At 42.3% G+C, this 13,183-nt stretch carries 10 protein-coding genes and 1 pseudogene; 2 read left to right on the forward strand and 9 right to left on the reverse strand.

Going from position 1 to position 13,183, the window contains the following annotated elements:
• Positions 1–78: 78 nt before the first annotated feature.
• Positions 79–612, reverse strand: a complete 534-nt coding sequence (mog, locus tag DC094_RS05710; RefSeq protein WP_116686087.1) for a molybdopterin adenylyltransferase — start codon at positions 610–612, stop codon at positions 79–81.
• 79 nt (positions 613–691) lie between these two features.
• Positions 692–1,762: a lytic murein transglycosylase gene (locus DC094_RS05715; protein ID WP_158527227.1), complete on the reverse strand. Its 1,071-nt coding sequence runs from the start codon at positions 1,760–1,762 to the stop codon at positions 692–694.
• Positions 1,763–2,230: 468 nt separating this feature from the next.
• On the opposite strand from DC094_RS05715, the gene DC094_RS05720 reads away from it, so the two are divergent.
• The gene (locus DC094_RS05720) at positions 2,231–5,089 is read left to right on the forward strand and encodes a valine--tRNA ligase (RefSeq protein ID WP_116686089.1); all 2,859 of its coding nucleotides are present in this window, start codon (positions 2,231–2,233) and stop codon (positions 5,087–5,089) included.
• 54 nt (positions 5,090–5,143) lie between these two features.
• On the opposite strand, the gene DC094_RS05725 is transcribed toward DC094_RS05720, so the two are convergent.
• The gene (locus DC094_RS05725) at positions 5,144–5,614 is read right to left on the reverse strand and encodes a hypothetical protein (RefSeq protein ID WP_133245471.1); all 471 of its coding nucleotides are present in this window, start codon (positions 5,612–5,614) and stop codon (positions 5,144–5,146) included.
• A gap of 1,044 nt (positions 5,615–6,658) precedes the next feature.
• Between DC094_RS05725 and DC094_RS22045 the strand changes: the two genes are divergently transcribed.
• Positions 6,659–6,808, forward strand: coding sequence for a hypothetical protein (locus DC094_RS22045; protein WP_158527228.1), 150 nt, complete (start codon positions 6,659–6,661; stop codon positions 6,806–6,808).
• Positions 6,809–7,202: 394 nt separating this feature from the next.
• Here the strand turns inward: DC094_RS22045 and tnpC are convergent, their stop codons facing one another.
• From tnpC to DC094_RS05750, 6 genes and pseudogenes are all read right to left on the reverse strand, one after another.
• Positions 7,203–8,645, reverse strand: a complete 1,443-nt coding sequence (gene tnpC / locus DC094_RS05730; RefSeq protein WP_116686091.1) for an IS66 family transposase — start codon at positions 8,643–8,645, stop codon at positions 7,203–7,205.
• A gap of 274 nt (positions 8,646–8,919) precedes the next feature.
• Entirely contained in the window at positions 8,920–9,093 is a 174-nt protein-coding gene (locus DC094_RS22835) for a putative adhesin (protein ID WP_369406193.1), read from the reverse strand.
• Positions 9,094–9,856: 763 nt separating this feature from the next.
• Positions 9,857–10,522, reverse strand: coding sequence for a putative adhesin (locus DC094_RS05735; RefSeq protein ID WP_133245472.1), 666 nt, complete (start codon positions 10,520–10,522; stop codon positions 9,857–9,859).
• Positions 10,523–10,609: 87 nt separating this feature from the next.
• The gene (locus DC094_RS05740; protein ID WP_116686093.1) at positions 10,610–10,945 is read right to left on the reverse strand and encodes a hypothetical protein; all 336 of its coding nucleotides are present in this window, start codon (positions 10,943–10,945) and stop codon (positions 10,610–10,612) included.
• 56 nt (positions 10,946–11,001) lie between these two features.
• Positions 11,002–11,373, reverse strand: a pseudogene (locus DC094_RS05745) (ISAs1 family transposase); the annotation flags it as partial.
• Positions 11,374–11,637: 264 nt separating this feature from the next.
• Positions 11,638–12,327, reverse strand: coding sequence for a putative adhesin (locus DC094_RS05750; RefSeq protein WP_116686095.1), 690 nt, complete (start codon positions 12,325–12,327; stop codon positions 11,638–11,640).
• Positions 12,328–13,183 lie beyond the last annotated feature (856 nt).

The following is a 13,183-nucleotide window of genomic DNA, read 5'->3' on the forward strand; positions in this document are numbered from 1 at the left end:
TTGGCTGATGAAACTATCCTTTGCTGACCCGCCCCAGCAAGCCTTTATATTCCTACTGGAGCTTTTTATACTTAATAATTATTTTGCTTTAGGCCGGAATGGTTTAATAACTGATGCATCACACTCCAGATACGGCCCGTCCATTAAATCAATACAATAAGGAATCGCAGGGAATACCGCATCCAGACACTCACGAATGGATTTAGGCTTGCCAGGTAAATTGACAATTAAAGAACTGCCACGCAACCCTGCAGTTTGACGAGATAAAATGGCGGTCGGCACAAACTTTAAAGACTCAGTTCGCATCAATTCACCAAACCCGGGCATCATACGATCACAAACCGCTTCAGTCGCTTCAGGCGTCACATCACGCTTGGCCGGGCCAGTTCCTCCGGTGGTTACCACCAAACAGCAGTTATCTTCATCTACCATTTTCTTTAGCATAGCTTCGATCTGATCCTGTTCATCAGGAATCACCTGATACACCGGCTGCCACTCAGAAGTTAAGTAATCATTGAGGGTATTGATGATCGCCTGACCCGAAATATCCTCATATTCACCACGGCTTGCACGATCACTCACCGTCACAATACCAATTTTTGCTGCAGACATTATTATCAAACTCCAAATAAAGAAGATACTCACAGGGCTGTAAGTTACCCTTTCGATCTTTAACCACTCTTAACCAAGATCATTTATCAGAATTAATTACATCAGCCAACATACCCACAGAGATCGCGTAAAAGTTCGAACGATTCCAGCGCAGAATTACCTGGTAATTATCAAACGTCAGAAAATATCGTGCACCTTCGCGCTCTGACTCTATTAATAACAGCTGAGCCATTTGCGATAAATCGGCTTGCATAGTGCCTGGAATAATTACTCCAAGCTCCTGCCACTGAGATAAAGCTTTCCTCTGATCAAGGTACTGCGCTAACAATTCATCAGATAATTTAATCTGATTTTTATCTAATTCAAAACCCCAGCTGTTATAGGCACCATGAACTAACGATGGATTTTTCCAACCAATCTGTCGTAAATAATTGGCAGACGATACCAGCGCATCAATTTCACTATTCCATAAATCAATGGTGCCGTCGCCATCACCATCTATTGCATATTGGTTGTAAGCCGATGGTAAAAACTGGGTTTGGCCTATTGCACCCGCCCACGAACCGAGCATTTTATCTTTGGAATAACCAAAGCTTTCCATCATCTGCAGCCCTTGAAACAATTCAGCGGTAAAAAACGCTGACCGTCTTGGGTCACATGCCAAAGTCGCTAGACTATCGAGAATTTTAAAATTACCCAGATAACTGCCGAAGTTAGTTTCCAGTCCCCAAAAAGCAATTAAGTACTCACCCGGAATGCCATATTTTGCTTCTAACTCAGCCAACAGGCTTTGGTGTTTTTTATGCAGGGCTTTAGCTTTATTGATTCGCCACTGGCTCAGCCGGGGTTTGAGATATTGCTCGAAGGTCAAGGTAAATTCCGGCTGCGCCCGATCCAGTTCCAGCACCTTGGAGATAAACTTCAATTGGGCAATTTGCTGGCGGGTTTCAGGGGTCAGAACTTGTGCTGGTGGCGACTGCTCCAGCTGTTTTAAACAAACAGGAAATGCTTGCCGAGCTTGATGGATAGAAGGCAGCTCAGTCGGATTGTTTTGCTGTGCTTGCGCTACTGGCAAGCTTTGCATCGCAACGACAACTGCAACAGCTAATCCAAAGATGCGCATTAACCAGCCTGACTTGCTGCAACCCATTCTGTGCTCCTTGCTTTGTTCAATAATACCCATACTAATGGTTTAACCGCGTAGCTTGACATAGAGCCTACGGCGAAATGCAACTTTCGGGGATCGCGATAAATGCCCTGCAAACAATATGTCGCTGTTGTCGTTCACAACAAACACTGGATTTTATTGTGCCATGGTCATGTTGGTTTTCGCCTGTGGCTCTAATCAACCTACAGTTTCATTGGCCAATAGCTAATCCGAGCTAATCGCTATAAATCAGACCGCAAGCGATTACCCTCACCTGCTTTTCTCGATAGCCATGTCTCACAGGGTAAATCATCGGTTTGATTCAAATGACCAAATCCTCATAAATCAGACCGCAAGCTATTACCCTCACCTGCTTTTCTCGATAGAATGCCGGGTTTGATTCTTCACGGTGAACGGCGGGTAATTTTGGCCCGGTTGTACGCCCGACTTACCTAATTCGGCGATAAAATCATGGATAAGACCTACAACCCCAGCGCGATTGAGCGCAAATGGTACGACAACTGGGAACAAGCGAAGCATTTTGCACCTTCCGGTGAAGGCAAACCTTACAGCATCATGATCCCGCCACCGAATGTCACCGGCAGCCTGCACATGGGTCACGCCTTCCAGCAAACCATTATGGATGCCTTGATCCGTCATAAGCGTATGGATGGTCATAACACTTTATGGCAAGTCGGTACCGACCACGCTGGCATCGCAACTCAAATGGTTGTTGAACGCAAGCTAGCCGCGGAAGAACAAAAAACTCGCCATGACCTGGGCCGTGAAAAATTCCTCGAAAAAGTTTGGGACTGGAAAGACCAGTCTGGCGGTACGATTACCGGCCAAATGCGTCGCTTGGGCGCTTCTGTTGATTGGGACACCGAACGTTTCACTATGGACGACGGTTTTTATAAAGCAGTTCAAGAAGTATTTGTTCGTCTGTATGAAGATGATCTGATTTATCGCGGCAAGCGCTTGGTCAACTGGGATCCGAAATTGCACACCGCAATTTCTGACCTAGAAGTAGAAAATACCGAAGAAAAAGGTTTCTTCTGGCACCTGCGTTATCCGCTGGCTGACGGTGAGAAAACAGCGGAAGGTAAAGATTACCTGATTGTTGCCACTACCCGTCCTGAGACCATGTTGGGTGATACTGCGGTTGCGGTGAATAGCAAAGATCCTCGCTATCAAAGCCTGATCGGTAAATTTATTGAATTGCCATTAGTTGGCCGTCGCATTCCGATTATTGCTGACGAACATGCCGATATGGAAAAAGGCTCCGGTTGCGTAAAAATCACCCCTGCACATGACTTTAATGACTATATGGTTGGCCGTCGCAATAAACTGCCAATGATTAATATCATGACAGTCGATGCAGCGATTCGTGCCGAAGCTGAAATTTTCGATTTTGAAGGCAAAGAATCTGAAGCCTACCCAGCCGTAATGCCTGAAGCTTACGCCGGCATGGACCGTTTCGATGCCCGTAAGGCAATTGTTGCTGATTTCGACAAACTCGGCCTGCTGGAAAAAGTTGAAGACCACGTATTAATGGCACCACGCGGTGACCGTTCCGGTTTGATTATTGAACCACTGCTGACAGACCAATGGTTTGTTGATGCGAAAACCCTCGCCAAACCAGCTGTTGAAGCGGTTGAAAACGGCGATATTAAATTTGTACCACAGCAGTACGAAAATATGTACAACAGCTGGATGAATGATATCCAAGACTGGTGCATTTCTCGTCAGTTGTGGTGGGGTCATCGGATTCCTGCTTGGTATGACAATGAAGGCAATATTTATGTTGGCCGTAACGAAGACGAAGTTCGCGCCAAACATAATATCGACGCTGGCGTTGAATTAAATCAAGACCCAGACGTTCTAGATACCTGGTTCAGTTCTGCATTATGGACCTTCGGTACTCAGGGCTGGCCAGAAATGAACGAGCGTGTGAAGCAATTTGCCGCTTCTGACGTATTGGTTACCGGCTTTGACATCATTTTCTTCTGGGTTGCCCGAATGATTATGATGACCATGCATTTTATGAAGGACGAAGACGGCAAGCCGCAAGTTCCTTTTAAAACGGTTTATGTCACTGGTTTGATCCGCGATGAGCAGGGTCAGAAAATGTCCAAGTCCAAGGGCAACGTACTTGACCCATTGGATATGATTGATGGCATCGACCTAGATACATTGCTGGAAAAACGCACCGGCAATATGATGCAGCCACAATTAGCGAAGAAAATTGCCGACAGCACAAACCGTCAGTTCCCTGATGGTATTGAGCCACACGGCACTGATGCATTGCGCTTTACCTTAGCTGCGCTGGCATCTACCGGTCGTGATATCAACTGGGATATGAAACGCCTAGAAGGCTATCGCAACTTTACCAACAAGCTATGGAATGCCGCCCGTTATGTATTAACCAACACTGAAGGTCAGGATTGCGGCCAAAACGGCGAAACGGTTGAATTAACCGCTGCAGATAAGTGGATTATTTCACGCCTGCAACAGGTTGAAGCAGAAGTATCTCGTCATTATGAACAGTACCGTTTCGATTTAATGGCGCAAGAGCTGTATGACTTTGTCTGGAACGAATACTGCAGCTGGTACCTGGAACTGTCCAAGCCGGTATTCTGGGACGAAAACGCGCCGGCAGAACTAGTTCGTGGCACTCGCCGCACTCTGGTTCGTGTTCTGGAAGCAACCCTGCGTTTGCTGCACCCCATCATGCCTTTCATTACCGAAGAGATCTGGCAAACCGTAGCACCTTTAGCTGGCAAGCAGCTGGCAGAAGGTGACACCATTATGCTGCAAGCCTTCCCTCAAGCAGATGAAAGCAAAATTGATGCGCAAGCTACTGCTGATATTCAATGGTGCCAGCAGGTCATCACATCTATTCGTAACATTCGCGGTGAAATGAATATTTCCCCAGCGAAGAAAGTGCCGCTGATTTTAAAAGCGGGTAGCGATGAAGACCGACGTCGCGTTGAAGCTTGTGCAATTTACTTAAAGAGCCAAGCCAAGCTGGTATCGATTGAATGGTTAGAAGGTGAAGCGCCTGCCGCTGCAACTGCGGTTGTTGGTGAGTTAGAGCTGCTATTACCTATGGCTGGTTTAATCGACGTAGATGCTGAATTAAAGCGTCTGGACAAGGAACTGGAAAAGCTAGGTAAGAACATCGCCAAGCTGGAAGGTAAATTGAACAACCAGGGCTTTATTGCCAAGGCACCTGAAGCGGTGGTTGAAAAAGAACGCAACACATTAGCTGAGCAGAAATCCACTTTGGAAACCCTGCAACAGCAGCGTGAGACTATTGCGGCGTTGTAAAAACAATCATGCGATAGCGCTTTAGTAAATCGTAACGATTTATTAAAAGCCCCGCTACTTAATTGTGGCGGGGCTTTTTTTATAAACCAAATAGGCACATTCAATTAACTTAAGCGATAAAGATGATTTGATTCCTACCTCTATCATTGGAACAAGATTCATCTTTCTCTCTTTAGAAGTTTCCCGCCTCCCTGGCACGACTAACTTCAAATAGGCTTCAGGCTTTATCACCAAAAGAGCCATACTATCATGACGTAAAATATCCAGAGGATTACACCTTCCCGGCAACCATTCTGGACAATCATCAATTTTTCTATAATCAAAAAAAGAAATACAACCTTTGTTTCTGAAATAGCCATTTGTGTTGCCAAACCATGACGAGCGGTTTTCTGATAAGTTATTAAGAAAACAACCGCTTTTTTTTATTTCCAAGAGAGATTCCATCGAAGTGACATGAAATACCTTTCCTTTCATTGCTTCCTTCAACTGCGAGAATGAGTCGATTTCCACGATAACTTCTTCCACAATTCCATCTAGTTTTAAACTCAGAGTAAAAAAGATTAGCAACTCATCATGAAGAACGCCCTAGCAATGTCACTATATCGTCATTCTTGCCTGCATGTATGTTCCGTTGTGTCGATACTTTAATAGATATTTTCTTGTTCTGTGATTACAGCTTCGTTTGGTGTTCCCTTCCATGGTGCTTGGGTTCCGGCATTCATGCTCGAGATGGCGCAAGGGCTAGCAATTAGCTTCGTAACGCACGCCTTCCACCACACCGTCATTATTTCCAGGGAGTACATAAATGTACGAGTCAGAGCTCTGGTTAAACAGTTTTCTTCAAGCTGTCATTCCGGATAGGGAAGCCGGAATCCATAAACCAAGGAGGATAAAGAATTAAGTTGCGTAAGAGCTTACCAGTTTAACTTCCCTGCTCATGGGTTCCCGCACTTCGGCTTTGGCATCCTGCGTCGCCCTACCTTCTAAATCCATTTAGTCGTCCATGGCGAGGATGACGCACGGGCCCACAATTAACCACATCACATCTTAGGATCAGAACGCACAGGCAAAGCGAAAAAATAATTACAGCACAAAACAATTCTTATCTATTTTACACAATTAATTATTGGCTAGCGTGACCATTGATGGTCAGACAACTTTGATTAAACTTTCTTGAAATGCTTCTATTTAAATTCATCTTAAAGCTATTGAACTACCTCTATTTTTCCAACTTCTATCGACTCCATTAAACTGTGCTACCTACTATTTAGGTAAATCAAGTACCACAAAACAAGTCATACTACCGATCATCGACCTAAAGCCATCTGATGTCGCACTTCGGTTTATCCAACTAGCCTTTGCCGATGATAATCGCTCCGTCTGATGGCAACAGATCAGCTGCTTCGCAAGCTATCAAAATAATACGTGTTAATTGCCGTTATAGCAGTGCATGTTTGATAGCAGGGCTCCCAGGATGGTAGATAACTCCAGCCTCTCTCTGGATTAATTTACGATCTGGCAAAGCCGCTAGCTGCCATCACAATTAATTTAATTTTGTGGAGTCAGAATATGGAAGCTTGTTTAGTAGGATCAACTTGTTGCCGTCACAACATTGTTAAAGAATCTTTTGAAGACCATGAGAAAATGCCTCCGCTGTGGGCATGGACTGCGCTAACAATTTCATTGTCTGCAATTACTTGGGCAATTCTAGCTGCTTAGAACTAAAGCTTTCATCGCTTGATAAAACCCACCCTTGGGCTTCTCTCTTAAGGGTGGGTTTTATCAAACTTTAATTTATTTAGCAAAAAGTTACCAGCTACGCATAGAAAAACAATAATTACATCACGAATTATTAAATAAATTTTTATTTAATAATTTATCAACCTAATAAATTCTATTGCGATACTTTATTTTTCTAAATGCGCCTATTGCTCTTAGTGTTATGCCATATGTTTTCAAATTTATTTGAAAATGCAGTATGTATCAGTGCATTCCTACCTGGTTTTGACCGGAAAAAAAACAAAGCACACTACCATGGCCACTGGTGGCAGATAAGACAGAAGCCCATTTAACGATATCGCAAAGCATGACTCGTTTGTAACCATTCAGCATGTCACACCAACCGATCCAATTTCTTCTGAATAAAGTCCGGCCATTTACCCGCAAATAATAACGACAAAGCCTCCCCAACACCGACCCCATGTTTTTGGCAGGTCGATATATAGCTCCGGATTCTGCAATACGCTTTCACGCCATCCCATGAGCGGAAGCAGCCTGATATCTTCTGCTGAACCTTGCTCATACGGAAGTCCCGTTCACCCTGATTATTGGTAAACGGTGCTCGGGTATTACTCATAAACCGCAGCACGTCTGCTTCAAAATCCCGCAGCCGTTCTAATAAATTTCTCGATTTACTTCGTGCTAATTTCCCTCGTTTTAATTGACCTTTTTTATCCGCTTTTTTTGGCTCAGGTGCCGGACATTCCCGATCACCTGCTTTTAATATTTTTCGATATCGCTTCACCCATTTTTGACACTGCTTTTCATCCAACTCACCCCCCGCCTCATTGACTGCTGTATTCATTTCATAAAGCAGATCTTCCATTGCCTTGGCCCACTGCTGGCCATCTTGCTCATGGGCTCGCGCCAATTCACGTACATGATGGGCGTTACACAATACATGCAAGCACAGCACAAATCGGTAGTAGCTTTTCCAGTGATCGTGTACCAATAAACCGGTAAATTTAGGCAAGATGTCGATCGCTTCCATTGCCTCGATACCTCTTGATTCATGCGCTTCAATCCACGTCCAGCGGTCATTGCTCGCGACATGTAGCCACTTTCGTTTACCATTGATATTGACGCCGGTTTCATCGGCATGAATCAAATCTCCAGCACGCAAAATAGCCGGTACTAACTGAGCAAATGGCCTCAGTCGATGAAAAGCTTCCTGATTAAAATTGGCAAGGCTACCGGTGCTGATTGGCGCATCCAATATCTCAGCGAAGTGCTTTTGAGTCCGTTCATAAGGAATCAGCTGGTAGCTCGACATATAAACCGCGTTGGCTTTAAACTCATTGCCATATTTTATTTGCCGAGTGACCCCTTGCGGAAACTCCGCAACAAACTGGTTATCCTTCTCGTCTTGTAGAATCTGCGCCCGATATTCGGTGACATATCGGGTAATACGAACATCAACTACTTGGCGGCTTTCACTGCCAACAACACGGTATTTTCCTTTCGGCAATTGGCTACGATCAATCGTAATATCCAGCACTTCATCTGGGTCTTTCACCGGTGATAAATTACTGCCTTTATGGCCAGGCTGCCCGCCTGGGTTTTTATTGCTTTTGGCGCGCGATTTCTTTTCTCGATTAGGATCTGCCGATGGCGGAATGCTGGAGTTTTTGCTGTTTAGCCCTTTGCTATCAAGCAATATCTTAACGACGAGCATCAGCATACGAACCATCGCCACCAGTTCGGGCGGTAAGCGTTTGCTTTTGGCTAACAATCGCTCGGTTTCAGCGATGGTTTTATTAATTTCGATTGAGTCCATGCGGTTATTATCGCACAGGTTTTCAGGGTGGTTTTTTTGTCTCTGAGGCTTACTGTGGCGACTTTTTAGAAGCGGAATGCTGATGCGCTATTCTGAGCAAAAAACATTGATAATCAGGTGTGTTAATAGCAGTTTAATGCGGCGTTTAAGTGGTATTCTGAAAGAGGTGCTTAAATTCGGGAAAATATCAAAAAAACCTGTCAAGCGATTTTTATATTAAATTGTGCTGAATGGTTACACTCGTTTAAGCCTAACCGGAGAAGAAATCAGAGATCTAAACCATGACTGTTCCAGTCTCGAAAATCTCATAAGGTTCAACATTGCTTAGTGAGCTACTAAGTATCCCACGGTTAAGCAGCGCACTTCCTTCAGTGCCATAGAACCAAATTTGCATTCTTTGTGGAACAATAAAGTAATCATGCTCACATCCACCGTGGCAATGTATCACTACTTGAGCAGCTGGAAAATCAGCATTCTGATGAATAGCCCATTCGGGATAATCTTATTCGATAATTGCCATTAAACTTTCCAGACAATTCATAAAACAAGATAAATACAATTACTTATACCCAACCCATCAAGCACCATCGAATCCATTTTAGACAGCAAATATGGCACCGAAAGTATAATATTTAGCTTTTGTTAATTTTCAAATATATTCTGCAAATCCACCTCTATTAACTCTAAATCCCGCACCAGAGCACACATAAGGGCTACGGAATTAAATAATGGACCGGTTGCTAATTATTCAGCTTTACCTGTGAAGATGTGGGAAAATTTTAGAATTTTGCTCTCCCTGTTTATGGATACCCGCTTTCCATGGCGAGCATGACGGAGTGGCTAATGAAGCGCTGTAGTTTACAACATACTCCGAGCTGTCATTCCGGACGAGAGTGCGTGGATGCACGGATTAGGGCGACGCAGGATACCAAAGCCGAGAAGCCGGAATCTATATCCTAGGGATGGTAGCTCCGTTCCAGAAAAATCATTTCAAAAACTGAAACCGTTTAGAGCAATTTAAAATTTCTTCGACCCTAAGATCTGCAATAAATCTGCCTGATATTATTTAATTGATTGGCCCGAATAGAAAACAAACGTAGAAAATTAACCCCAACTTTGAGAATCTTTTTTGAATGGACTCTATAAAACATTAATTTATTTCCTCAATTAAACTTCTAAAATATATCATATGAAAAATAACGACCACACTTTTAATTATGGATAATAATGTTATCTTCAGAATTTCTATTAAACATATAGCTCGGCGGCTCACCTATTCTGTTCCTTGAAGTACGACAAAAAGAACATAATATCGCACTGTAATATCGATCACAAAATAAAGGGTTACTTTGCTGCAATTCAATGCGACGAACTACTTCTTCAAGCGTCAAAACAATTTTTCTTGGTTGAGATTGAAAAATAGACAGAAAACCTGAAAGCCTATTATCTTGTATTGTCAGAATATCTACAGGCCGAAATTCACCTAAAGATGATACTTCGTTGCCCAGTCCATTGTTCGTCATTACAGTCCACAGCTCAAACAGTCGTGCAGCGCCCTCAATAGAGCTTTTAGTATCTTCAAAGTAAGTCAAATAATAATTTGGACACATAGCTCCACCCTTATATATTTCATAAGGATGCGAATCTAGCCTACTAAAATCAATAACGCTATAACTACTTAGCTCATGATCATCTGGACAATAAAACCAGATATCAATTCCTCTCGGTAATTTAAAATATTTTGATGCCTTATGGAAAGACAAATCCTTGTCACATTTGCTTCCGTGAGAAGAAACAATCAGCTGAGCGGCAGGTAGATGCTCATTAAAATTAATGTCAAACCCTTCTGTATAAGACTTCTTTTTAATATTCGCCATAAATGTTTTCACAAAGAAAAAAACTTACGGAATCATATCATAAAACCACCACTTATTTCTTCGTTCTTTTCCATTTTTAAAGTAATACTATATATTCTCATGCTTATTTAATATACTAGAATCATACGATGGAGAATCATGATCCACTGCTCGGCAAAAGCAACAGAAAACATCGCCATAGCCATCAAACATTCCGAAAGAATCATTCCTACGGATAATATCTTCCAGAGTAGTAATTTCGGGGGGGGGCTTAAAACTATACCAAGGTACAGCAGGGATTGGTTCAACAGTTACAATAGCGTCGGGGCTCGTTTCTACCCTTTGATCCATCTTATTCAATATCACTTCAGTTTTAGCGTCCAGCGCAAAACCTGTTGCCTTAATATCATTTCTGACTTTAGTGACAAGCACTCTATCGTCCATCCGTCCACAACCTGCCAATGCTGACGGGCTGCTGATAGTATCTCTTTTGCTGATAACTAATTACTACTGCAGATATAATAATGTGTTTCGTAGGATGTTTTATCATCTGCTGTTCGAATTCTATCTATTCGGACAATGCTATTTAGCGATGCCCATTCTGATCGATCCAGCACTAACTGACTTGCACAGCACCAAACATTCATCATGTGCATTGCGCTCTTGCTATTGCTTCTGTCGTGGCTTCTTCGAGCTGTTTTTCCATCGAATGCGATGACTGATAATTTTTCTTCATCAACATCATTATGTTGTTCTATAAAGCTTTGAACCCATTCAATAAAGCATTGAGTGAATTGCTTTGGTCGTATTCTTGAGAATACTCTCCCAAGAGTATCGTAACTGGGAACGCCATCGCTCATATCAACAAACCGACCAAGCCATTCTTATTTATTTTCAGCAAATGTTTCAATGATTTCCCAGTCATCTGCACCGCAGAGTCTGATCAAAAGAACTTTATCTAAGGACCTTAGCTTTTTAGCGAAGATCTTCGATATCTAAAAAGTAATCAAGAACAGTGGGTGACATGGCTAAACACTAAGATTAAAAACATCTGTACTCTAACATTTTTTCATGCGCTTACCTTGAACTCCTCCTCTAAAAAGCAGCTTAATTATTCAATAGCGACACTAAGTTTATTATTTATTTCTTTGCTCTTTTCCATTCTTAGAAACATACCATATATTCTCAAATTTATTCATTTTAATAGCATTATACGTTACAGAACTCCCATCTACTGCTCGGCAAAAAGAACACAAAATATCACCATAACCATCGAACATTCCTAAAGAATCATTCCAACGCACAATATCTTGCAGAGTAGTAATTTTAGGGCTCGCAAAACTATACCAAGGCACTGCAGGGGCTGGCTCAACAGTTACAATAGCAACTGGTCTCGTTTCCACCCCTTTATCCATCCTATTTAATGTCGCTTCCGTCTGAGCGTCTAGTACAACACCGCTTGCCTTACTATCGGCTCTTATCTCACGGGTAAGCGCTTTATCTTCCATCCATTCCTTAAAGCGTATTATCGATTCGTCAATGAGACGATCCCGCTCATAATACTGTAATAGGTAGTCAGGGCATATGGTACCTTCTTCATATACCTCGTATGGTTGCGTATTGACATTAATAAAATTAATTATTCCAGAGTCACTCAACGAGTGACTATCGGGACAAAAGAACCAAATTCTAGTTTTCTTTGGCACAACAAACACGCTGTTATTTTTCATGCCATGAGAACTGATTAATAACTGAGCAGCTGGAAAGTCCAAATTATATCGCCACAACCATTTATCCATTACTTTTCTAGATACAACCTTAGCCATTAAACCACATCCTGCAATACAAAAATAAATACAAAACCATAAACTGAAATACAATTATATATCCAGAAAGATATTTAATTGTATTACAGTTATATCACGACATAGAAGTCTAGACCAACATAGTGCCGAAACATTTAAATAACATTTATTCACAAAGCCAGAAAAGCCCTGTCGATACAGCTCAGCATTGCTTTATGATGTAAAGCATCAGCAAAAGCACCGGGCCTGGACTTTTATAAACTAAATATTATAAATATAAATAGCGCACAGATAACAACAACCTCAAACTATATAGCCCATTGGGTTATTGACCAATCAATTATTTAAACAATCGATCTTTTAATCTATCTAGAGCCGAACTCTTTTCTGCCGATATTTAATTGATTTTTAGTTATTACAACCATTCAGCATAGATCATACGACTTACGTTAGTTTACTATTTTGTTTCTGTGGCTTACTCGACATTATAAATACAGCATTTTTATTTTTTTATTGCAAGATAGCGATTTTCAATTTTACAGTGCTGGCACCTCATTTTGACTATCGATAAGATTAACATCACACAGACTCTAGATGACGAAAGGCAGGCGCTAAAGCAAGATCAGTTGATCTCAGCGTCGACCTGCGCCGTCTTTCAAATCATGTTGTTGGTGGTTGAGTTGATAGCAAATAAATTAGGATTTAATAGTCGCAATAGCAGCCCCCCTCTCAAGATATCCATCGCAAAAAGCCCGCTACAAACAAACGCGCAGTCACCGGTAAAAAACCAGGCGGACAACCCAGCCATATTGGAAGCACGCTGAAGCCGGTTGATCATCTTGATGAAGTCGTCACACTGCCGTTAGACAAGCGCAGC

The sequence above is a fragment of the Pelagibaculum spongiae genome (genome assembly GCF_003097315.1).
Taxonomy (GTDB): domain Bacteria; phylum Pseudomonadota; class Gammaproteobacteria; order Enterobacterales; family Pelagibaculaceae; genus Pelagibaculum; species Pelagibaculum spongiae.